The sequence below is a fragment of the Brevundimonas naejangsanensis DSM 23858 genome (assembly GCF_000421705.1).
GTDB lineage: Bacteria > Pseudomonadota > Alphaproteobacteria > Caulobacterales > Caulobacteraceae > Brevundimonas > Brevundimonas naejangsanensis.
This window is the reverse complement of sequence record NZ_ATXN01000005.1, coordinates 202610-223946: the sequence shown is the minus strand read 5'-3', so window position 1 is coordinate 223946 and position 21337 is coordinate 202610. Positions and strand designations below refer to the sequence as shown.

Annotated in this window: 25 protein-coding genes, 1 other RNA gene and 1 pseudogene; 15 read left to right on the top strand and 12 right to left on the bottom strand. The window is 67.0% G+C overall.

Translation table 11 applies throughout. The features are described 5' to 3' along the window. Positions 1–88: 88 nt before the first annotated feature. Complete coding sequence (locus H556_RS0112205; RefSeq protein ID WP_024354702.1) at positions 89–1780, top strand: lytic transglycosylase domain-containing protein; 1692 nt, start codon at positions 89–91, stop codon at positions 1778–1780. A 26-nt stretch (positions 1781–1806) separates the two neighbouring features. Here H556_RS0112205 and H556_RS0112200 read toward each other — a convergent pair whose 3' ends face one another. Then, entirely contained in the window at positions 1807–2127 is a 321-nt protein-coding gene (locus tag H556_RS0112200) for a DMT family transporter (protein ID WP_024354701.1), read from the bottom strand. A 216-nt stretch (positions 2128–2343) separates the two neighbouring features. Between H556_RS0112200 and purB the strand changes: the two genes are divergently transcribed. The 3 genes from purB to H556_RS0112185 all read left to right on the top strand — a co-directional run bounded on the left by purB (position 2344) and on the right by H556_RS0112185 (position 4904). Continuing rightward, positions 2344–3645 carry an adenylosuccinate lyase gene (gene purB / locus H556_RS0112195; RefSeq protein ID WP_024354700.1) on the top strand — a complete coding sequence of 434 codons (1302 nt, stop codon included), beginning with the start codon at positions 2344–2346 and terminating at the stop codon, positions 3643–3645. 4 nt (positions 3646–3649) lie between these two features. Further along, entirely contained in the window at positions 3650–4159 is a 510-nt protein-coding gene (locus tag H556_RS0112190; RefSeq protein ID WP_024354699.1) for a DNA-deoxyinosine glycosylase, read from the top strand. A 121-nt stretch (positions 4160–4280) separates the two neighbouring features. Further along, entirely contained in the window at positions 4281–4904 is a 624-nt protein-coding gene (locus tag H556_RS0112185) for a fasciclin domain-containing protein (RefSeq protein WP_024354698.1), read from the top strand. A 73-nt stretch (positions 4905–4977) separates the two neighbouring features. On the opposite strand, the gene H556_RS0112180 is transcribed toward H556_RS0112185, so the two are convergent. Then, the gene (locus H556_RS0112180) at positions 4978–5301 is read right to left on the bottom strand and encodes a DUF1476 domain-containing protein (RefSeq protein WP_024354697.1); all 324 of its coding nucleotides are present in this window, start codon (positions 5299–5301) and stop codon (positions 4978–4980) included. Between the two features lie 261 nt (positions 5302–5562). On the opposite strand from H556_RS0112180, the gene purC reads away from it, so the two are divergent. Further along, complete coding sequence (gene purC / locus H556_RS0112175) at positions 5563–6321, top strand: phosphoribosylaminoimidazolesuccinocarboxamide synthase (protein WP_024354696.1); 759 nt, start codon at positions 5563–5565, stop codon at positions 6319–6321. Continuing rightward, positions 6321–6560: a phosphoribosylformylglycinamidine synthase subunit PurS gene (gene purS / locus H556_RS0112170; protein WP_024354695.1), complete on the top strand. Its 240-nt coding sequence runs from the start codon at positions 6321–6323 to the stop codon at positions 6558–6560. The genes purC and purS overlap by 1 nt, the downstream gene beginning before the upstream one ends. A 495-nt stretch (positions 6561–7055) precedes the next feature. Here purS and H556_RS0112160 read toward each other — a convergent pair whose 3' ends face one another. Further along, entirely contained in the window at positions 7056–8225 is a 1170-nt protein-coding gene (locus tag H556_RS0112160) for an SAM-dependent methyltransferase (RefSeq protein ID WP_024354694.1), read from the bottom strand. A 124-nt stretch (positions 8226–8349) separates the two neighbouring features. Here H556_RS0112160 and H556_RS0112155 point away from each other — a divergent pair, with 124 nt between their 5' ends. The 3 genes from H556_RS0112155 to purQ all read left to right on the top strand — a co-directional run bounded on the left by H556_RS0112155 (position 8350) and on the right by purQ (position 10891). Then, entirely contained in the window at positions 8350–8832 is a 483-nt protein-coding gene (locus H556_RS0112155) for a YbhB/YbcL family Raf kinase inhibitor-like protein (protein WP_024354693.1), read from the top strand. 118 nt (positions 8833–8950) lie between these two features. Then, positions 8951–10195 carry an MFS transporter gene (locus H556_RS0112150; protein ID WP_024354692.1) on the top strand — a complete coding sequence of 415 codons (1245 nt, stop codon included), beginning with the start codon at positions 8951–8953 and terminating at the stop codon, positions 10193–10195. A 33-nt stretch (positions 10196–10228) separates the two neighbouring features. Beyond that, a complete protein-coding gene (purQ, locus tag H556_RS0112145) occupies positions 10229–10891 on the top strand; it encodes a phosphoribosylformylglycinamidine synthase subunit PurQ (RefSeq protein WP_024354691.1) in 663 nt (220 codons plus the stop codon). Here purQ and H556_RS0112140 read toward each other — a convergent pair. Together H556_RS0112140 and H556_RS0112135 are read right to left on the bottom strand one after the other, a co-directional pair. Next, positions 10888–11982: an aspartyl/asparaginyl beta-hydroxylase domain-containing protein gene (locus H556_RS0112140; protein ID WP_024354690.1), complete on the bottom strand. Its 1095-nt coding sequence runs from the start codon at positions 11980–11982 to the stop codon at positions 10888–10890. The two genes, purQ and H556_RS0112140, sit on opposite strands and share 4 nt — an antisense overlap. A gap of 40 nt (positions 11983–12022) precedes the next feature. Beyond that, positions 12023–12259: a hypothetical protein gene (locus H556_RS0112135; protein ID WP_245559480.1), complete on the bottom strand. Its 237-nt coding sequence runs from the start codon at positions 12257–12259 to the stop codon at positions 12023–12025. Positions 12260–12377: 118 nt separating this feature from the next. Here H556_RS0112135 and H556_RS0112130 point away from each other — a divergent pair, with 118 nt between their 5' ends. The 4 genes from H556_RS0112130 to H556_RS0112115 are packed head-to-tail and all read left to right on the top strand — an operon-like array spanning position 12378 to position 16891. After that, positions 12378–13172: a hypothetical protein gene (locus H556_RS0112130; RefSeq protein ID WP_024354688.1), complete on the top strand. Its 795-nt coding sequence runs from the start codon at positions 12378–12380 to the stop codon at positions 13170–13172. 41 nt (positions 13173–13213) lie between these two features. Beyond that, complete coding sequence (purL, locus tag H556_RS0112125; protein WP_024354687.1) at positions 13214–15424, top strand: phosphoribosylformylglycinamidine synthase subunit PurL; 2211 nt, start codon at positions 13214–13216, stop codon at positions 15422–15424. Continuing rightward, positions 15424–15798, top strand: a complete 375-nt coding sequence (locus H556_RS0112120) for a hypothetical protein (RefSeq protein ID WP_024354686.1) — start codon at positions 15424–15426, stop codon at positions 15796–15798. The genes purL and H556_RS0112120 overlap by 1 nt, the downstream gene beginning before the upstream one ends. Before the next feature lie 28 nt (positions 15799–15826). After that, complete coding sequence (locus tag H556_RS0112115; RefSeq protein WP_245559479.1) at positions 15827–16891, top strand: glycosyltransferase family 4 protein; 1065 nt, start codon at positions 15827–15829, stop codon at positions 16889–16891. A gap of 3 nt (positions 16892–16894) precedes the next feature. Here H556_RS0112115 and H556_RS0112110 read toward each other — a convergent pair whose 3' ends face one another. The 3 genes from H556_RS0112110 to ssrS all read right to left on the bottom strand — a co-directional run bounded on the left by H556_RS0112110 (position 16895) and on the right by ssrS (position 18682). Continuing rightward, the gene (locus H556_RS0112110) at positions 16895–17716 is read right to left on the bottom strand and encodes a TIGR00282 family metallophosphoesterase (protein WP_024354684.1); all 822 of its coding nucleotides are present in this window, start codon (positions 17714–17716) and stop codon (positions 16895–16897) included. Continuing rightward, a complete protein-coding gene (locus tag H556_RS0112105) occupies positions 17713–18258 on the bottom strand; it encodes a 5-formyltetrahydrofolate cyclo-ligase (protein ID WP_024354683.1) in 546 nt (181 codons plus the stop codon). Before H556_RS0112105 ends, H556_RS0112110 begins: the two co-directional genes overlap by 4 nt. Before the next feature lie 263 nt (positions 18259–18521). Next, positions 18522–18682: non-coding RNA, 6S RNA (gene ssrS, locus H556_RS16165), on the bottom strand. 265 nt (positions 18683–18947) lie between these two features. Here ssrS and H556_RS0112100 point away from each other — a divergent pair. Continuing rightward, the gene (locus H556_RS0112100; RefSeq protein ID WP_155802480.1) at positions 18948–19436 is read left to right on the top strand and encodes a hypothetical protein; all 489 of its coding nucleotides are present in this window, start codon (positions 18948–18950) and stop codon (positions 19434–19436) included. Positions 19437–19613: 177 nt separating this feature from the next. On the opposite strand, the gene H556_RS0112095 is transcribed toward H556_RS0112100, so the two are convergent. Further along, positions 19614–19796, bottom strand: coding sequence for a hypothetical protein (locus H556_RS0112095; protein WP_024354681.1), 183 nt, complete (start codon positions 19794–19796; stop codon positions 19614–19616). A 134-nt stretch (positions 19797–19930) separates the two neighbouring features. Here H556_RS0112095 and H556_RS0112090 point away from each other — a divergent pair. Continuing rightward, positions 19931–20188 (top strand): annotated as a pseudogene (locus tag H556_RS0112090) (type I restriction-modification system subunit M N-terminal domain-containing protein); the annotation flags it as partial. Here the strand turns inward: H556_RS0112090 and H556_RS0112085 are convergent. The 3 genes from H556_RS0112085 to H556_RS0112075 form a co-directional block, all read right to left on the bottom strand. Beyond that, complete coding sequence (locus tag H556_RS0112085) at positions 20168–20611, bottom strand: hypothetical protein (protein WP_024354679.1); 444 nt, start codon at positions 20609–20611, stop codon at positions 20168–20170. The pseudogene H556_RS0112090 and the gene H556_RS0112085 overlap by 21 nt on opposite strands. Before the next feature lie 88 nt (positions 20612–20699). Then, the gene (locus H556_RS0112080) at positions 20700–21041 is read right to left on the bottom strand and encodes a cell division protein ZapA (protein WP_024354678.1); all 342 of its coding nucleotides are present in this window, start codon (positions 21039–21041) and stop codon (positions 20700–20702) included. Continuing rightward, on the bottom strand, positions 21041–21301 hold the full coding sequence (locus tag H556_RS0112075) for a hypothetical protein (RefSeq protein WP_024354677.1): 261 nt from the start codon (positions 21299–21301) through the stop codon (positions 21041–21043). The genes H556_RS0112080 and H556_RS0112075 overlap by 1 nt, the downstream gene beginning before the upstream one ends. Between the last annotated feature and the right edge of the window lie 36 nt (positions 21302–21337).

Genomic DNA, 21337 nt, shown 5'->3' with positions numbered 1-21337 from the left:
ATCCTGCCCCCTTGGAGACCAGTCCGCAGAGCGTCGTAGAATCCCGAATCGAGACGGGGCCGACGCCGACGAAGGGGGCCGCCGCGTCATGTATTCTTTCCGCCGGGCGCGTCGTGCGTCTCTGTTCGCCTTCGCCCTGTGCGCCGTCGTTGCAGGCGCAGCCCAGGCCGAGGATGCGGATTCTTCCCGCCCCTATGTTGCGACGGCCGCTGTCGCCGAGGCCTCGCCCACGGCGCTGAGCAGCGAGGACCGCCTCAGCTACACCACCGCCTTCGACGCCCTGCGGCGCGGCGATCTGGAGCTGGCCCGCAACTCGGCGCGTCAGGCCAAGGACCGCGTCCTGCTGGGTCAGGTCGAGTTCGAGCGTCTGTTCCATCCCAGCCACGTCGCCACCTATGACGAACTGGCGGCCTGGCTTGAGACCTATTCCGACCTGCCGATGGCCGACCGGGTCTACACCCTGGCCATGCGGCGGCTGCCCGACGGCGCGGCTGAGCCGAAGCGCCCCGGCGGCCTGATCAGCCGCACCTGGGCCAGCTTGACCAGCCCCGGCGACGGCGGCGTCAACGATCCCGCCAAGGCCGCGCGCGTGGCCCTGAACAACGACGATCTGCCCGGCGCCTATGAAATGGGCCAGCAGATCGGCGACTGGTGGACGGCCGGGCTGGCCGCCTGGCGGATGGATCAGCACGCCGACGCCTTCCGCGCCTTTGAGCACGTGGCCCAGGACCCGACCGAGGATCCCTGGGTGCGCTCCGGCGGCGCCTTCTGGGCGGCGCGGGCGGCGGGCCAGTCGGGCCGCCAGGAGCGCGTGGTCGAATACCTGCGCCAGGCCGCGCGCTGGCCGGCCACCTTCTACGGCCAGATCGCCCTGCATCAGTTGGGCGAGGAGCCGGTGATCGAGAACATGGGGCCGCGCCCCTATGAGGCGACGCTGCAACGCGCCTCCCTGACGCCCGAGCCCCTCGGCGTCGATACGCGCGCGCTCAACGCCTTCATCCAGTCCGACGAGGACGCCCGCCGCACGGTGGCCCTGTACGAGGTCGGTCGCCGCAGCGACGCTGAACTGGCCGCCCGCAACGGTCTGCGCGCCGCCAGCGGCGACAACGCGGCCCGCCAGATGTGGGCCGGTCTCTATCGTCTGGTTTCCTCAGGCCGCGCCGCCCAGTCCGAGGCCAGCCGCATCGACGCCATCCGCTACCCGATGCCCGAACTGCAGCCGATGGGCGGTTTCACCATCGAGAAGGCCCTCGTCTACGCCATTGCGCGCAAGGAGACGGACTTCAACGCCAACGCCCGCTCAGGCGCTGGGGCCTATGGGCTGATGCAGGTGATGCCGACCACCGCCGCCCACATGACCGGGGACCAGGGCTATGTCCGCACGCCCCAGCGCCTGCTGGACCCGGCGGTGAACATGAAGCTGGGCCAGGACTATGTGAACCGCCTGTTCCAGATCGAGTCCTTTCAGGGCGACCTGCTGAAGACGGTGGCCTCCTACAACGCCGGGCCGGGGCCGATGCTGGCGGCGATCCGCAAGCTGGGCGCCGACGCCGACCCCCTGCTGCTGATCGAGACCATCGACGTGCCTCAGGCCCGCGAATACGTCGAAAAGGTCGTCGCGGCCTATTGGATCTATCAGCGGATGATGGGCGCGCCGGTCAAGACGCTGGAAGCCCTGGCCGCGGGCGCGCGCGCCGTGCCGATCCGCCTCGACTACGTCCCGCCCGCCCCGGCCCCGCTGCAGGTGGCCGAGGCTGTGCTGGGCGGGGGCTCGCGCTAGGCGAGTCCCGGCGCGCGCCCCGGCCGTCACTGGCTGGAGGCGAGCTTCAGCACGACCAGGCCGCTGACGATCAGCACGGCGCCGAGAACGCGCATCGGCGTGATCGGCTCGCCCAGCACGGCGATGCCGACCACGAAGGCTCCCACCGCGCCGATGCCGGTCCAGATCACATAGGCCGTGCCCAAGGGCAGCGTCTTCATCGCGATCGACAGCAGACCGAAGCTGACGATCATGAAGCCGATGGTGCCGATGGTCGGCCACGGCCTGGTGAAGCCCTCCGACATCTTCATCAGGAAGGCCCAGACGATCTCGAACAGACCGGCGAGCAGAAGGAAAATCCAGGCCATGACAGTCTCCCTTGCATGGCGTGCCGGGTCGTCCCGGCGTCATGCCCATGATGGGAGAGGTCGTCCTCTGAGCGCGCTCTATCTGGGACAGGGCGCTGGCCAGTCAAGATTTTCACGCTGCAGAATGCCGATCCGCGCGGAAGTGATGCCCAAAAGCCTCCACTTCGACCCGGCCAACCTTGACTCCCGGCCCCTTGCGAACGACACGACGCGTCCATGATCACGCGCTATTCCCGCCCCGACGCCGTCGCCATCTGGTCGCAAGAGACCAAGTACAAGATCTGGTTCGAGATCGAAGCCCACGCCGCCACGAAAATGGCCGAGCTGGGCGTCATTCCGACCGAGGCCGCGCAGGCCATCTGGACCAAGGGCAAGGACGCGACCTTCGACGCCGACCGCATCGACGAGATCGAAAGCGTCACCAAGCATGACGTCATCGCCTTCCTGACGCATGTGGCCGAGATCGTCGGCGAAGAGGCCCGCTTCCTGCACCAGGGCATGACGTCTTCGGACGTGCTGGACACCTGTTTCGCGGTGCAGTTGGCGCGCTCCACCGACCTGCTGCTGGGCGGCGTCGACCGGGTGCTGGCCGCGCTGGAAAAGCGCGCCAAGGAACACAAATACACCCCGACCGTCGGCCGTTCGCACGGCATCCACGCCGAGCCTGTCACCTTCGGCCTGAAGCTGGCCGGCTATCACGCCGAGTTCCAGCGCGCCAAACGTCGTCTGATCACGGCGCGTGAAGAGATCGCCACCTGCGCCATCTCGGGCGCCGTCGGCACCTTCGCCAACGTCGATCCGGCGGTCGAACAATACGTCGCCGACCAGATGGGCCTCAGCGTCGAGCCGGTCTCGACCCAGGTCATCCCGCGCGATCGCCACGCCGCCTATTTCGCCGCCCTCGGCGTCGTCGCCTCCTCGGTCGAGCGTCTGGCTGTGGAAATCCGCCACCTGCAGCGCACCGAAGTCCTCGAAGCCGAAGAATTCTTCGACAAGGGTCAGAAGGGCTCATCGGCCATGCCGCACAAGCGCAACCCGATCCTGACCGAGAACCTGACCGGCCTCGCCCGTCTGGTCCGCTCGGCCGTGACCCCGGCGATGGAGAACGTCGCCCTGTGGCACGAGCGGGATATCAGCCATTCCTCGGTCGAGCGCGGCATCGGTCCGGACGCCACCATCCATCTGGATTTCGCCCTGCACCGTCTGGCGGGCGTGATCGAGCGCCTGAACGTCTACCCTGAGAACATGCAAAAGAACCTCGACCGCCTGGGCGGCCTGGTCTTCTCGCAACGAGTCATGCTGGCCCTGACCCAGGCGGGCGTGTCGCGCGAAGACGCCTATGCGGCGGTTCAGGAGAACGCCATGAAGGTCTGGCGCGGCGAAGGCGTCTTCATCGACTTCCTGAAGGCCGACCCGCGCGTCACCCTGCCCCACGACCAGCTCGAGGCCCTGTTCGACCTCGGCTACCACACCAAGAACGTGGACGTGATCTTCGCAAGGGTTTTCGGCGAGGGCTGATCGCTTGACCGTGCCCCGCCGGGTCGGTTTTGCGCCTGTCGTTGACGAACGCACACGCGTTCTCATTCTCGGCAGTCTGCCCGGCGACGCCTCGCTGAGCGCGGGTCAATACTACGCCCACCCGCGCAACGCCTTCTGGCGGCTGATGGAGGCCTTGCTCGGCATACCGCTGGCCGCCCTGCCCTATGCAGCCCGGCTGGAGGCCCTCCTGATGCATAGCGTCGGGCTTTGGGACGTGATCGCCTCGGCTGAACGTCGAGGCAGTCTGGACGCCGCCATACGCAACCCCGAAGCCGCCGACCTGATCGCCCTCACGGCGCGTCTCCCGGCCTTGAGATCCGTCGCCTTCAATGGCGGAACGGCGGCGCGCGCGGGGCGACGCATCCTTGAGGGCGCGACCACTGCCGCCCTGATCGACCTGCCGTCCTCCAGCCCCGCCCACGCCCGGCCCTTTGATGAAAAACGGGCGCGATGGTCGGTTTTGAGCCCCTATCTGGTCGCCGCCGACAGGTGATCGGGCCGACCTCCGTTCACGGATCGCGCCGGAAAATTTGATCTCGCGCGCATCCTTTTCGGGCGCTGAACCGTAATCCCTTCCGACGCGGGCGCCGCCCGTTCACCGAAGGAGAGAAGCCATGACGACTTATCGCACCGCCACGCTCGCGGCTGTTTCGAGCTTCGCCCTGCTGGCGCTGGCCGCCTGCGGCCAGAACGACGCCAGGAAGGAGCCCGCCCCGGTCGAGACGCCAGCCCCGACCGTCGCCCCCGCCACGACCGAGCCCATGATCGGCGGCGTAGCGATGAATCCGTCCGACAATCTGGTCGCCAATGCGTCCAAGGCGCCGAACCTGACCACCCTGGTCAGCGCCTTGCAGGCCGCAGGCCTGACCGAGCGGCTGCAGGGCCCCGGCCCCTTCACAGTCTTCGCTCCGGATAACGCCGCCTTCGAGAAGGTTCCGGCCGCAACGCGCGAAGGTCTGATGCAGCCGGCGCAGAAGGCGGCCCTGACCAAGCTGCTGACCTATCATGTCGTGCCCGGCCGCGTGACGGCCGCCGACCTCGCCGCCCAGGCTCAGGCCAACGGCGGGACGGCCACCCTCACCACCGTTCAGGGCGAGAAGCTGACCGCCAAGGACATGGGCGGCGGCAAGTGGGAGATCACCGACGCCAAGGGCGGCAAGGCCATGATCACACAAGCCGATGTGGCCCAGTCCAACGGCGTGGTCCACGTCATCGACACGGTGCTGATGCCGAAGTAAGGCCGCGAAATGAAAGAAGGGCCGCGACCGTGCCGGTCGCGGCCCTTCTGCATTCCCATCGCGGGGAAGAAAATTATTCGCCGGCGCGGATCTGTTCGCGGGCGATCGAGGCCAGTTCGTCCATCTTGGAGCGCAGTTCGCCCTCGGACACCGTCAGGCCCGAGCCCTTGAAATCGCCGGCGACCTTGCGGAAGACGTCTTCCTCGCCCGGCTGCTCGAAGTCGGCGCGGACCACGGCGGCGGCGTACTGCTCGGCGCTTTCGGTCGACAGGCCCATCTTCTCGGCCGCCCACAGGCCCAGCATCTTGTTGCGACGCGCGATGGCCTTGAATTCCTGTTCCTGATCGAGGGCGTACTTGGCCTCGAAGGCCTGTTCCCGATCGTCGAAGGTCGTCATGCGCGTCGTAACTCCAGTCACGGGCTAGTCTCGCCCGCAAACGGCTCTATGGCCCCCGGCGCGAGCGAACGCAACCAGACTTCGGTCGCGGATGCTGACGCAGGGTCGCTTCAGGATATTTGTGTCACAGACGCCCTTCGGTTAAAGGGCGCGTGGCTCTGTTATAGCCGCCGTCGATTCAGGATCGCGCCGCCCCGACCTTCGGGCCGCGCGTTTTTCGTTTTGCGGCCATCTGTTTTTCTTCCCGTCCGGGACCCGATGATGAACACCAAGCGCAAGAAGCTCTACGAGGGCAAGGCCAAGATCCTGTACGAGGGGCCTGAGCCGGGCACGCTGATCCAGTATTTCAAGGACGATGCGACCGCCTTCAACGCCCAGAAAAAGGCGACGCTTGAGGGCAAGGGCGTCATCAACAACCGCATCAGCGAATTCATCATGTCGCGCCTGCACGGCATCGGCGTGACCAACCACTTCATCAAGCGCCTGAACCTGCGCGAGCAGCTGATCCGTGAAGTCGAGATCATTCCGCTGGAAGTGGTCTGCCGCAACGTCGTCGCCGGATCGCTGGCCCATCGCCTGGGCCAGGAAGAGGGCACGCCCCTGCCCCGTTCAATCATCGAATTCTACTACAAGAAGGATGAGCTGAACGACCCGATGGTGACCGAAGAGCACATCACGGCGTTCAACTGGGCCTCGACGCAGGAACTGGACGACATCCTGGCCATGACGGTGCGGGTGAACGACTATCTGTGCGGCATGTTCGGCGCCGTCGGCATCACCCTGGTGGACTTCAAGATCGAGTTCGGCCGCGTGTGGGAGAACGACTTCAGCCGCGTCATCCTGGCCGACGAAATCAGCCCCGACTCGTGCCGCCTGTGGGATTCGACCACGGGCGAGAAGCTGGACAAGGACCGCTTCCGCCGCGACATGGGCGACGTCATCGAAAGCTACACCGAGGTGGCCCGCCGCCTCGGCATCATGAAGGACATGCCGACCGTGATTCAGGGAGGGCTGCATTAATGGCCAAGGTTAAAGTTCACGTCTTCCTCAAGCCCGGCGTTCTGGACGTTCAGGGCAAGGCCGTCGAAGGCGCCCTGCAGGGTCTGGGCTGGGCCGGCGTCTCAGGCGCCCGCGTCGGCAAGCTGATCGAGTTCGACCTCGACGACGCCGTCGCCGACAAGGAGGCCGAGGTGAAGCGCATGTGCGAGACCCTGCTGGCCAATACGGTCATCGAAAGCTACCGGATCGAAGTCGCCTGATGAGAGCCGTCCTGTTGATCGGGGCGGCTTTTTTCTGGCCGGTTGTTCACGAGAGCAACCAGCTTATGAAGCCGGAAACGGGGTGATGGAATGCGCCAAGGGCTTCGACGCCTTGCTCAGTGAGATAAAGGCAAACGCTCCATCATCTCGGACGAGTACGCGCTAGGAAGCTCAATCTATCGCGATGATCAGAAGGCGAGGCTCTACATCGTCACCCAGCCGGATCATCCTGCTCACCCTGCAATATTCCTGAAGCTAACTACTGTGAGCGGAGCAGGAATATCGGTTTTGTCGAACGGATGCGGCTATGGCGACGCCGATGCTTTCAACCAAGAAATGCTGATCTATAACGCTTACGACAAGGTATTAAATGAAGAACTGCCTTGTTTCGAATGCGCACCTGACAAGCGCGTTTCACCCAGCGTAATCCGTCGCATTCCTGCTCCTTCGTCGCCCCCCTCGCACTGACATTCGCAGACAGCGAAAAAGCCGCATCTACCCGCACAGATAGTCCCGGCTCAGCGGCACGGCCGTCTGTTTCTTTGTCAGTTGCAGCTGGAAGACCATGTGGCCCAGTTCGCGGAAGGCGACCTCGCTGCAGGCCAGATAGAACTCCCACATCCGGCAGAAGCGCTCGTCATACATGGCTCGCGCCTCGCCGCGTCGGGCCAGGAACCGCTCACGCCAATGCCGCAGCGTTTCGGCGTAGTGCAGGCGCAAGATTTCCATGTCCGTGACCCACAACCCCGCGCGCTCGATGGCGGGCAGAACTTCCGACAAGGCGGGGATATAGCCGCCGGGGAAGATATATTTGCGGATCCACGGCTGGGTGCGGTTGGGCGGCGAGTTGCGGCCGATGGCGTGGATCACCGCCACCCCGTCGTCGTCCAGCAGGCGGGCGACGGTGTCGAAATACTCCTGATAGTTCGGCACGCCGACATGCTCGAACATGCCCACCGAGATGATGCGGTCGAAGGTCTGGTCCAGGTCGCGGTAATCCTGAAGCCTGAAGTCGGCCCGGTCCGTGACGCCCAGCGCCGTCGCCCGTTCATTGGCCGTGCGGTGCTGTTCGGTGGACAGGGTGACGCCGGTCACGTGCGCGCCGCGCTCGACCATCGACAGGCCCAACCCGCCCCAACCGGCGCCGATGTCCAGGGCGGTGTGGCCAGGCTCCAGCAACAGCTTGTCGATCAGGCGGCGCTTCTTGGCGACCTGGGCCTGTTCCAGACTGGCGTCCGGCGTCTCGAAGAAGGCGCAGGAATATTGCAGGTCCTCGTCCAGAAACAGGCGATAGAAATCGACCGTCAGATCGTAATGGTGGTGGACGTTGCTGCGCGCATGCAGGCGGTCGTTGGCCTGTTCCGCCCCTCGCCGGATGCGCTGCATCCAGTTGAGCTTCGGCGAACGCGGTCGCAGCGCCATCTGCGAAGTCGTCAATTGCAGGAAGTCGTAGACGGTGCCGCCCTCGATCCGGAACGTCCCGTCCATGAACGCCTCGCCCAGGGCGAGGTCAGGATTGGCGGCGATGGCGACCGCCGCCTTCATGTCCGTCAGCACGGCCGTCAGCTCCGGCTCGCCCGGACCTGCCGTCAGTTCCCGACCGTCCGGAAGACGCACCCGGATCGCCCGCGTCTGAAAGGTTCGGTCCAACAGGGCTTGCAGCATCCCGTTCCTCCGCTCATCAAGACAGCTTGACCTTAGCTAGGGACAGAATGTCGCGACGCAACGTCCGTGGCGAGTCTTCCGTTAGCTCAAAGATCGAATTCGCCGCCTAAGGGAGAGCGCCGCCATGAGCTTCACCGTCACTTCGACCGATTTTTCCGACGGAGGCGTCCTGCCCGACGCCCAGGTCAAGGCGTTCGGAAACACCTCGCCGCAACTGTCTTGGTCCGGCGCTCCGGAAGGAACCAGGAGCTTCGCCGTCACCTGCTATGACCCCGACGCCCCGACGGGTTCGGGCTTCTGGCACTGGACGGTCGCCAACCTGCCCGCCGATGTCACCGAACTGGCCGCAGGCGCGGGCGCCGTCGGCGGCGCTGGGCTGCCTGAAGGCGCCGTTCAGGGCCGCACCGACTATGGCGAGCCGGGCTTCGGCGGCGCCGCCCCGCCCCCCGGCCACGGCCCGCATCGCTACATCTTCACCGTCTTCGCCGTCGACGTGGAGCGGCTGGATGTGACCGAGGACAACTCGGGCGCCGTCTTCGGCTTCAACCTGCATTTCCACACCCTGGCCAAGGCGTCGATCACGGCGGCCTACGAAAACCGGGGCTGAGCCTCGGCTGAGACCTCGACACAAAGCGTGATCGTCTCTGTGACGCCGCCCCGGTTGATGCCCTGGGCGGCGTCCCTATTTTGCAGCGCAACCTCTCCCTGCTGCATCGCGACACTCCATGCCCCCTGCCGACGCTCCCTGCATCGACAATCCCGCCTGCGCTGCGCCGGACAGTGGGATCGAGCGCGTGGCGGAACCGGGGAAGGCGGCGCTGGTGCTGCTGGCGCTGGCCATGGGCGGCTTCGCCATCGGCGTGACCGAGTTCGCCGCCATGAGCGTCCTGCCCGATTTCGCGGCGGGACTGGGCGTCAGCGAGCCGAAAGCCGGTCATGTCATCAGCGCCTATGCCGCGGGCGTGGTGATCGGGGCGCCGATTCTGGCCGTGTTGGGCGCGCGCCTGCCGCGCTGGCTGCTGCTGATCGGCTTCATGGCCCTGTTCGCCGTCGGCAACGCCCTGAGCGCCATCGCCCCGACCTATGAGTGGATGCTGGCCTTCCGCTTCCTCAGCGGCATTCCGCATGGCGCCTATTTCGGCGTGGCGGCGCTGGTGGCGGCGTCGCTGGTTCCGCTGCGGCTGAGGACCCGCGCCGTCTCGACCATCCTGCTGGGCCTGACCGTCGCCACGGTGATCGGAGTGCCAGTCGCCAACGCCGTCAGCCACCATTTCGGCTGGCGCTGGACCTTCGCCATCGTCAGTGTTCTGGCGGTGCTGACCATGGCGCTGGTCGCTCTGTTCGCGCCGCGCGATCCGGCCCACCCTGACGCCAGCCCCTGGCGCGAACTGGGGGCCCTGAAGCGCGGTCAGGTGTGGCTGACGCTGGGCGTGGGCGCCGTCGGCTTCGGCGGCATGTTCGCGGTCTACGCCTATCTGGCCTCGACGCTGAAGGCGGTGACGGGCGTAGGGCCGGAGGTCCTGCCCTGGGTCTTCGCCCTGTTCGGCCTGGGCATGATGGCGGGCAATCTGCTGGGCGCCTGGGCCGCCGACCGCTTCGGCATGGCGGCGGCGGGCGGCCTGTTGCTGTGGAGCGCGGCGGCGCTGGCGCTGTATCCCTTCGCCGCGCCCCATCTGTGGGCGGTGATGATCGTCGTGCTGCTGATCGGCGGCGGCGGCGGGCTGGGCTCGGTGCTGCAGACCCGGCTGATGGACGTGGCCGGCGACGCCCAGACTCTGGCCGCCGCCCTGAACCACTCAGCCTTCAACACCGCCAACGCCATCGGCCCCCTGCTGGGCGGCATGGCGGTGGCGGCGGGCTGGGGCTGGACCTCGACCGGCTGGGTCGGCGTCGCCCTGTCGCTGGGCGGTTTCGCGGTCTGGGTCGTCGCCTGGGCGACGGGCCGCAAGGCGCCGCAAAGCGACGCCTGACATTCGTCACGAAGGGTGCTAGGAGGCCCGGCCATGAGCGCAGCCGTCATTGTATTCCCCGGTTCCAACTGCGATCGCGACTGCAAGGTCGCCGTCGAACGTTCCACTGGCGAACAGGTCCAGATGGTCTGGCACGCCGAGACCGAACTGCCCAAGGGCCTCGATCTGATCGTGCTGCCGGGCGGCTTCTCCTATGGCGACTATCTGCGCTGCGGCGCGATGGCGGCCCAGGCCCCGATCATGCAGGCGGTCAAGAAGGCCGCCGACGACGGCGTCACCGTGGTCGGCATCTGCAACGGCTTCCAGGTCCTGTGCGAAGCCGGGATGCTGCCGGGCGCCCTGATGCGCAACAGTAGCCTGAAATACATCTGCAAGCCCATCAGCATCACCGTCGCCAACGCCCAGACCCGCTTCACCTCGGGCTATCAGGGGCAGCGCGAGATTGTCATGACCCAGGGCAACGCTGACGGGAACTATTACGCCGACGAAGAAACGCTGAAGCGCATCGAGGGCGAGGGTCAGGTCGTCTTCCGCTACGTCGACAACCCCAACGGCTCGGTCGGCGACATCGCGGGCCTGCAGAACGAGCGCGGCAATGTGTTGGGCATGATGCCCCACCCGGACCGTGCGTTCGAAGCCGAACTGGGCAGCGCCGACGGCGCCATCCTGTTCCAGAGCATCTACGCGGCGGTTTAAACGCCCAGCTTGGGCGCGCCTGAGCCGCTGGCGTCGATCGTGGCGAACAGGGCGCGGATCAGGTCCTTCTCCTCGGCGGTGATCTCGGGCTTCCAGACATCGAAGATCAGGATGGTGCGGTCCTGGTCGCTGTCGTTGGCAGCCTCGTGCTCGATGGTGTCGTCGAAAGCCCAGGCCTCGGCCACCCTCCACTGGCGTTCCTCGCCGCCGACGCGGAACCAGCAATCCGGCGGCACGACCAACGGCAGGTGACAGATCAGCCGCGTGTTGATCAGGCCATGATGGGGCGGGATCGTCGCGCCCGCCTGCAGCTTCGAGAACAGGATCGACGGCGAGCGGCCGGGAATGCGGCACAGAGGCGCCGCCGCCAGCGCCTTCATCGTCTGCGGACAGCGCTCCGCGATCTCAGGAACCTCGACCCCGTCCTTCCACAGGAAGACCGCGCTCCAGGCGTCATTGCCCAGCAGCCCTGCCTGATCGTTCCGGGGCCGGTTGGCCCGATCCTCGATATAGGGTGCGAACAGCGCCGGTTCGGACAGGATGGCGTCCAGTTCGGCGCGGATGGCGGGCGCCGCCGCCTCGATCTCGGCCAGCCAGGCGACGGTCTCGCGCGGCTGGAACTCGATCTGCGGCAGGCCGGGGAACATGTAGAATTTGGGCTGCTGATAATAGAGCCGCCGCCTGCCCGTCATCAGGTCCAGAGAGGCGGCGAAGCGCGAACTGGAGGTCGCCGGGTCGAAGCCGCGCCTGGCCAGCCCGTCGCGCAGGCCCTGCTCGAAGAGGCGCGCGCCCTCGGCCTGGGCGGCGGCCGCGTGTTGCAGTTCCGCCCGCAGGTCCGGCGGCGGGGCGGCGATCGCCCGACCCTGAGCCAGGGCGGCGCCGTAGAAGCTCATGGCCGAGCGATGATCCCCCTGGGCGCTGAGGGCGTCCCCCTTGAACACCAAGGCGCGCGGCTCGCGCGGGTTGATCCGCAGCACGGCGTCGGCCGCCGCCGCCAGAGCGGCTGCATCCGACCGTTCGCGCGCCTGCCGCGCCTCACGGATGAGGGCGTCGATCTGAGGTCGTGGATCGTGGGAGCGAACGTCGGTCATGGACCGATGGAACCGCCCTGCGTCCCGACGGTCAAGCGCCTCAGCCGTCCTTGCGATCCAGGACGCTGGCGCTGCGGCCGGCGTCGCCGACTTCGACCTCTTCCTCGACCGGTTCGCCGTCCTCATCGACGCGCTCCAGCGTGCCCTCGGCGCCGGATTCATGGATGGCGGCCAGTTCGCGAGCGCCGACGCCCAGGCCCTGCTCCAGGGCGCGGTTGGTCTCGACCTCCTCCTCGAGCGTCTGTTCGATAGGGTCCGGTTGTTTCGGGTCGGTCATGGCGGCCTCCTTCTCAATGGCCTGAAAGCAAGGCGGGAGGCCCGGCCGCGGTTCCATCGGCCGATGAACCTTCTTGGTCCCGGCGCGTAGATACGGCGAAGCTCAGCCGGAGAGACGCATGACCGCCATCGAACGTCCCACCCCCGCCCAGCAGACGCGCCGCCTGGCGGTGCTGGCCGCCGCCGTCTTCGCGGTCGTCGTGCCGCTGGTTCAGATGCTGGGCGGTTTCGGCCTGAGCCAGGCCGAGTTCGCCGCCGATGGAAACCAGACGCTGCGCGTGGCCGGTTACGCCTTCTCGATCTGGAGCCTGCTGTATCTGGGCCTGCTGATCTACGCTGGGCGTCAGGCTCTGCCCCAGACGGGCGAGAGCGTGTTGATAAACCGCATGGGCTGGCCTTCGGTCGTCGCGTTTTTCGGCATCGGCTTCTGGATCGTGATGGCGGCGCTGAACCTGAAGGCGGCCAGCGTCATCGTCATCTTCGCCTCGCTCCTGGCCCTGCTGCTGCCGATGTTGGCCAGCGCGCGCACGATCCGCGCGACCGGGGCGATGGAGCGCGACCTGTGGTTCGTGATCTGGCCGCTGGCGGCGCTGGCGGGGTGGCTGACCGTCGCGGCGCCCCTGAACCTGATCACCGTGGCCACCGCGTTCGAGGCCCTGCCCGCCGCCCTGTCGCCGACCGGCTGGGCCGTGTTGGCCGTGGTCGTCACCACCCTTGTCGGGATCGGCGTGACCTGGGCGCTGCGGACACTGGCCTATCCTCTGCCGATCGCCTGGGGTCTGGTCGGGGCCTTTGTGGCCGAGCAGGAGGTCAAGCCGGTGCTGGCCTTTACGGCCCTGGCGGCGGCGTTCGCGCTGGTGGTGGCGGGGGTCATCATCGTCTTCGGTTTGAGACGCGGCGTCGAACGCCGGTGACGGGCTGACAGACGCCTCGGAGAGGGCTAGAAGGCCCGCCCATGAGCGCGCCCCAGAAAACCATCGCCCAACTGGCCGAAGAGTACGGCCTCGCCCCCAATGAATATCAGGTCCTGCTGGACCGGCTGGGCCGCGAGCCCAACCAGGTCGAGTTGGGCGTGTTCTCGGTCATGTGGTCCGAGCACTGCTCCTACAAGTCGTCCAAGAACCAGCTGATGAAGTTCCCCGTCACGGGCGAGCGCGTCATCTGCGGCCCCGGCGAGAACGCGGGCGTGATCGACATCGATGACGGCGACGCCTGCATCTTCAAGATGGAGAGCCACAACCACCCCTCCTACATCGAGCCCTATCAGGGCGCGGCGACGGGCGTGGGCGGCATCATGCGCGACGTCTTCACCATGGGCGCGCGCCCGGTGGCCCTGCTGAACGCCCTGCGCTTCGGCGATCCGTCGCATGAAAAGTCGAAGCATCTGGTCAAGGGCGTGGTCTCGGGCATCGGCGGCTACGGCAACTGCGTCGGCGTGCCGACGGTCGCGGGCGAGACCAACTTTCACAAGGGCTACAACGGCAACATCCTGGTCAACGCCATGTGCGTGGGCCTGGCCCGCGCCGACGAGATCTACTATTCGGCCGCGCCGGAAGCGGGCCACGACGTGGTCTATTTCGGCTCTAAGACCGGCCGCGACGGCATCCACGGCGCCACCATGTCCTCGGCCGAGTTCGACGACGAGTCGGACGCCAAGCGCCCCACGGTTCAGGTCGGCGACCCCTTCGCCGAAAAGCTGCTGATCGAAGCCACGCTGGAGCTGATGGCCTCGGGCGCCGTGGCCGCCATTCAGGACATGGGCGCGGCGGGCCTGACCTCCTCCTCCGTCGAGATGGCGGGCAAGGGCGGCGTCGGCGTCGAGCTGGATCTGGACAAGGTGCCCCAGCGCGAAACCGGCATGACCGCCTATGAGATGATGCTGTCGGAAAGCCAGGAGCGGATGCTGGCCGTCCTGAAGCCGGGCTTCGAGGACGTCGGCTATCGCATCTTCCAGAAGTGGGGTCTGGACTTCGCCGTCATCGGCCAGACCACGAACACGGGCCACCTGGTGCTGAAGCATCACGGCGAGGTCGTCTGTGACGTGCCGCTGGCCCCGCTGTTCGACGACGCGCCGCTGTATGACCGTCCGTGGGTCCAGCCCGAGCTGCAACCGCGTCTCGATCCATCTGAAGTTCCGGCCCCCGAGAGCTGGAACGACGCCGTGCTGAAGGTCGTCGCCTGCCCCGACATGGCGTCCAAGCGCTGGATCTGGGAGCAGTACGACCGCCACGTCATGGCCGACACGCTGCAGGATTCCTCGACCGGCGCCGACGCGGGCGTGATCCGCGTCCACGGCACGGAAAAGGGTCTGGCCGTCACCAGCGACTGCACCCCCCGCTATGTCCAGGCCGACCCCTATGAAGGCGGCAAGCAGGCCGTGGCCGAGGCCTGGCGTAACCTGACCGCCGTGGGCTCGCGTCCCATCGCCATCACCGACAACCTGAACTTCGGCAACCCGCAGCGCCCCGAGATCATGGGCCAGATCGTGCGCGCCACCGACGGCATGGCCGAGGCCTGCCGCGAGCTGGACTTCCCCGTCGTGAGCGGCAACGTCAGCCTCTATAACGAGACCAACGGCGTCGCCATTCCGCCGACGCCCACCGTCGGCGCGGTCGGCCTGCTGACCAACTACGACGTGACCACCGGCTTCGGCGGCGCGGCCGAGGGCGACCAACTGGTGCTGATCGGCCAGACCAACGGCGAACTGGGCGCCTCCATCTATCTGCGCGAGGTTCTGGGCCGCGAGGACGGCGCCCCGCCGCCGGTCGACCTGAAGCTGGAGCGCAAGACCGGCGACTTCGTACGCGGCCTGATCGAGGCGGGCGAACTGACGGTCGTTCACGACCTGTCGGACGGCGGTCTGGTCGGGGCGGCGGCGGACATCGCCCTGGCCTCGGACGTCGGCATTGAGCTGAACGCCTCCAGCGCCGCCCACGCTCACGCCTTCCTGTTCGGCGAGGATCAGGCCCGCTATCTGGTCGCCGTGTCGGACGCCGACGCCCTGATCGCCAAGGCCCAGGAAGCCGGGCTGCACGCCTCGCTCGTCGGTCAGGTCAAGGGAACGGACTTCGCCTCTTCGGGTCCGAAGGGCGAGCTGTTCCGCATCCCCGTCGCCCATGTGCGGGAGTTCCATGAAGGCTGGATGCCCAACTGGATCGAAGGCTGATGCGCAGCGGCGCCCTCATCCTCGTCGTTGCGGGCGCCGCCCTGCTGTCGGCCTGCGAGTTCGAGGGCGGCGATCCGGTCCAGCATGCCCTGCGCGACGCGGCGGCCGCCCGGCAGGCCGCCGCGCTGAAGACCACCGAAGAAGAGGAGGCGCAGGCGATCCGTCGCCCGACCGCCTCCGGCCCGGCCCTGCACGAGGCGGACGAACTGTCGCGCCTGATCGCCGCACGACGCCAGGCGGTGCAGGAGACGCGCGCCGCCTTGGCCGCCATCGCCGATCCGGCGCTCAAGGCCCAACTGACCGAAGACCTGAAGGCCGAAGAAGCCAGCCTGCGCGCGCTGGAAGCCCGCGCCGCCGCCAAAGACGCCAACTGAACCCCCGACTGACCGGAAACGCACAGGCATGAGAACCGCCGTCGTCATGCCTGTCGGCGCGCACTTCGACCTGCATCAGCCGAACTCGATGGAGACGGTGGCGCGCACCCTGGCGCAGGCGGACAGCGGCGAGGTCCGCATCTTCTGCTGCGAAGGCGCTCAGGATCACGGCGGCCTGCCGGTGCAGACCCTGCCCGCCGCGAACCGGCTGAAGGCCCTGCGTCAGGCGCTGACCGACTATCGCCCCGACGTCATCGAATTCCATCAGCAGACGCAGCAGGCCGTGGCGCTGGCCCCGCATTTCCCGAACGCGGCCATCACCCTGTATCGCCACAATGCGGTGAAGCCGCCGCGCCATCTCATCGACCGATGGCGCTATGAGCGGCGCTATGACCGGATGGACGGCCTGATCTTCGTCAGTGAGGCGGCGCGGCGTGATTTCCTGAAGGACTTCGCCCGACTGGAAGCCAAGGCCTTCGCTGTGCCCAACCCGATCGACGTGGAGCTGTGGCGCGGCCCGACAGACCAGCGCGAGCCGGTGATCGCCTTCGCCGGTCGCGCCATGCCGGAAAAGGGCGTGGATCTGATCTGCGCCGCCCTGCCCGCCGTACTGGAGCGCCATCCCGGCTGGCGCGCCGTGCTGATGCTGAACGACTGGGACAGACACGCAGCGTGGGCCGCGCCTCACATTGCGCCGCTGGAGCGGTTCGGCGAGCGGGTGCGTGTGCTGAATTCGGCGCCGCTGGCGCAGGTGCGCGCCGAGATGCAGCGGGCGGCCATCGCCCTGACGCCCTCGGTCTGGGCCGAGCCTCTGGGCCTGACCGCGCTGGAGGCCCATGCGGCGGGCGCGACGCTGATCTCATCCGGGCGCGGTGGTCTGCGCGAAGCCAGCGGCCCGCACGCCGTCTATGTCGATGATCTGACGCCCAGCGGCCTGAACCGTGCGATCGACGATCTGATCGCCGATCCCGCGCGTCGCCTCAGTCTGGCTCTCGCGGCGCAAGCCTATGTGAGCGCGACCCACACCCCCGAACATCGCGCCGCCCAGTTGCACAGCCTGCGCGAGCGCCTGGTTCAGGCCAAGCGCTTGTAACCGTCAGGCCTGAGGAATCGCCTGGCTGAGGCGGCCGCCGACGCGGATCGGCTCGACCCGCTTGGCGAGGCCGGTGCGGTCGTCGGTCTCGACGAAGACGCCGCAGATGGTGGCCGGGCCGCTGGCGGGGGTGTAGCGCCCGCCCGACAGCCGGGTGGTGAAGCGCCGCAGCGGCTCTTCCTTGTCGTTGCCGATGACGGAGTCGTAGTCGCAGCAGCCGCCCGCGTCGGTCTGATAGGCAGTGCCGCCGGGCAGGATCTGCGCGTCAGCAGTCGGGACGTGAGTGTGGGTGCCGACTACAAGGCTGGCGCGGCCATCGCAGAAGTGGCCCATGCCCATCTTCTCGCTGGTCGCCTCGGCGTGCATGTCGACGATGACGGCGTCGGCGACGACGCCCAGAGGCGCAGCCTCAAGCTCGCGCTCGACGGCGCTGAACGGGTCGTCCATCGGGTCCATGTGGACGCGGCCCAGCACGTTGATGACCAGCACGCGGCGGCCGTCCGGCGTGACGAAGACGTCGGCGCCGCGCCCCGGCGCGTCCATCAGACGCGGATAGTTGGCCGGGCGGATCAGGCGCGGCTCGCGCACGATATAGGTCAGGGCCTCGCGCTGATCCCAGCTGTGGTTGCCCAGCGTCAGGACATCGGCCCCGGCGTTGAAGATGTCGTTCGCCGTGTTCTCGGTGATGCCGAAACCGCCCGCCGCGTTCTCGGCATTGACCACCACGAAGTCGAGCTTGAGGTCGCGCCTCAGTCCCGGAAGATGATCCGAAAGCCCATCGCGCCCGGACTTGCCGACCACATCACCGAAAAACGCCAATCTCATGGGACCGCTCTATAGCCGGTCTCGGTCAAAACGCCATGCAGGCGGATATCGTGCGGCTCCAGATCAAGCGGCTCGACCTGCTGTCCGGCATAGGCGAAGCCGATCCGCCGGGCGTCTGGCAAAACTGCGAAGGTCCGGTCGTAGTAGCCGCCGCCCTGCCCCAACCGGCCGCCGTGACCGTCGAAGGCCAGCAGGGGCGTCAGGATGAGGTCCGGCGTCACCACCTCGCCCAGCGGCAGGGGCGCCGGGCATCCGGCGGCGTCCAGCTCCAGCGGCTCGCCCGGGGTCCAGGCGCGGAAGATCATGGCCGCGTCGCGCTCCAGCACCACCGGCAGGCACAGGCGGCGCCCCGACTGATGCAGGACATTGGCGAGGGCGTCGGTATCCAGCTCTGATCCCATGGCGCGATACAGGGCGACCGTTTCGCCGGACGGCAGGGCGTCGGCATGGCCCGCAGCGCGCTCGGCGGCCTCTGGGTCAGCCTCGGCCAGACGCTTGCGCAGGGCGCGCATGGAGGCGCGGAGTTCGTGTTTGGAGGTCATCACGCTTCACCTTCCGCCGTCATCCTCGGACTTGCCTGGAGGATCGAGCCCGCCCGCGCGCTCTAGGCCGGACAAGCCGAGCGGTCGCCCAACCCGATCCTCGGGTCAAGCCCGAGGATGACGGCAGGCGAAGAGGCAGGAGAAGAAATGCGCGCACAAACGCGCTCAATCAGCGAGCCGCCGCGCGGCGAGCGTTAGCGCACAGAACACGCTCAAGCAGCGAGGCCCCGCGGGCCGAGCGTAGCGCACTAAAAAAACAGGTTGGCGGCGCCGCGTGAGCCGTGAAGAACGTTTAAATCCTCTCGACCTGGGTAGCCAGGTGGGCTCCGTATGCCCAGGCCCTCGAGCCCGGACAGGGACAGATCCCTATGAGTGAATTAAGGTCAGAAGGATATGTTGTCTTCGACGTGAGCCGCAGCAGGACCCGCCATCAAGCAAGATAGGCGTTCAGACCGATTTCAACAATGGCGAACATCCCTCTCCCTCCCCTTTATGGGGAGGGTGGCTGAGGCCGTAAGGCCGAGGTCGGGTGGGGGCGGCATGGCCATTCAAGCGCCAGCTCCTGATCATCAGGCCCTCTCCCCACCCGGTCGCTGCGCGGCATTGGGTAGCAAACACACCTAGAGTTTCTTTGCGTTTTCCGTTGGTTATGTAGAATCCACCTGTGAACGCCGCTCGCCCTTGAGCCGGTGGCCCAGCAGGTAGGAGATATGCCAAACCAAGAGAGCGTCGTTCCGCCGGGGACGGAGCACGCACAGGCGCTTCATGCGCTGACACGGAAATACGCCGAGGTCGCTGGACTGATCGGGCGCGCCAAGACCGAGGTGCAGCGGCTGACGGCGGACCTCGCCCATATCGAGGGCGCGATACGCATCTTCGATCCCACCATCGACATCGGCCGGATACGGGCCAAGCATATGCCGGTGCGCGAGCCGGCGGCGCAGGGCGAGGTCACCGGGATCATCCTGGACACCCTGCGCGAGAGCCCCGATCCGCTCACCCCGCGCGAACTCACCGAGCACCTGATGGTTAGACGGGCGCTGCCGGTCGAGGACCGCGAACTTTTCAACCTCATGCTTAAGCGTGTCCGCGCCTGCCTGCGAACGCAGCGGGGCCGGGACGTTCTGCGGCCGGTCGGCACGGAGGGCATGACCCAACTTTGGGAGGTCGTAGAATGAGGAGACGATCAAACTATCCCCTGATCATCATGCGGGGCCGCGACATGTTTCAGATCGCGCCGGCGCCGAACAGCCAAGGCCGGTTCACCGGTTTCCGTAACGGGCGGGTTGCAGCCCTCGGGGCTGACGCTCCGGCGGTTCTGAAAACCATGCTGGCTAGCCCGTCGACGTAGGCTTCTACGCGTCTTCGTCGTCATCCATAGGATAGACGATCTGATAGAGGTCCTCTGTTGAAAGCCGAACGCCCCTGTCATCCTTGATGATCAGCTTCGGCACGCGGCCAATCCTGCTTTCGGCTTCCTTGAGCGCCTCGGCGGCGGTCTCGACTTCAAGGCTTTCGCCACCCTTTGCACCGGTCAACTCAAGGTGAATGACAACTGGCGTCTCCGTGGCTGAGGCTGGTTGATCATACGGGATGGGCGACCGGGAGGCCACGCTTGGTTTGCCCAGCGCTGCTTTCGGCTGCTATCCCTCCTCGCGAGGGGGAGTAGCGTATGAACCACCAGTCTCTGTCGGCCTTCATCTGGTCTGTCGCGGACCTACTGCGGGGCGACTACAAGCAGTCGGACTACGGCAAGGTGATCCTGCCGTTCACGGTGCTGCGGCGGCTGGACTGCGTGCTGGAGCCAACAAAGGCGGCGGTCCTGGCCGAGGACGCCAAGCGCAAGGCCGATGGCTTGAACCCCGACGCCTTCCTGAAGCGCGCCGCCGGCCTGTCGTTCTACAACACCTCACCGATGGACATGGGGCGACGATAGGTCGAGACCAAATCGCTCACCCATGATGTCGACGATCTCGCTCACTGCGAGGGGGCCATCGATCTCTCGCACGATGTCCATTGCGGTGCCCGATATGCCGTTCGGCATGTCGGCCCGGTTAGGAACCTTCGGGCGCACCGGCTTGACGCCTGAAATATCGTGCGCTGGGTCGAGAAGCTGAATGACATAGGCGACGTGTGGCAACGCCTCGTCGATCTCGGCGATCCGTGCCTGACGTTGAGGCTGCGCAGCCTCGTAGGCTTCACGCTCCGGGATCAGGCGGGTCACATACTTGGGTGGCGCTACTAGGCGCTCCCGTTCGCCGAGAAGCCGCGCGTAGATCCTTGAAAGCCGGATTGCCAGCTTAGCATTTTCGTCCATAAGGCCGTCGATAAGACTGCCAGACTCCCGGATCAACGCCGGATCGCCGCTTAGGTGTGTTTGCTACCCAATGCCGTCGCTGCGCGACCACCCTCCCCATGAAGGGGAGGGAGAGACCGAGCCCCTATATCGTCTGTGTGATCTTCTCGATCCTTGCGGCCACGGCGTTCAGAGCCTCGGCCACGCCTTCGCTGACCGGGGCCGGCGTCACGGCGGCCGCAGCAGCCGCCTTGGCGCGGCCAGAGTTCTGGACCGCCGCCTGACGTTTGGCCTCCTGAAGCTCGTCGGCCAGCATCAGAGCCGCCATCAGGAACAGGCGCACGTCGCCGACCTGTCCGACCTGATCGGCCACGCCCTGCACCCGTTCGTTGAACTGGGCCGCCAGGTCGCGAACTCGGGATTCCTGACCGTCGGCGCAGCCCACCGCATAGGGGCGGCCGTGGACCTCTACCGTCACCGTCGCCATCAGTTCGCCTCCTCTTGTTGCGCCAGCACCTCGCGCACGGCGTCGGCCGCGCGGGCCAGCGCCTGGGCTGTTTCCTGACCGACATCTTCAAGCTCGGCGATGCGCGCCAAGTCGGCCGCGTTCGAGGGACGCGGCGCGAACAGATCGTCGTCGGGGATGGGCGGCGCCGAGGCGGGCCTCGCCTTCAGCTCCAGCACCTTGCGCTCCAGATCGGCCAACGCTCGATCAATCCGCGCCTTTGCAGCCGTAACGGCGTCCATGGGGGTCCTTTCTTCCAGATTCCGTGTAGAACCTGC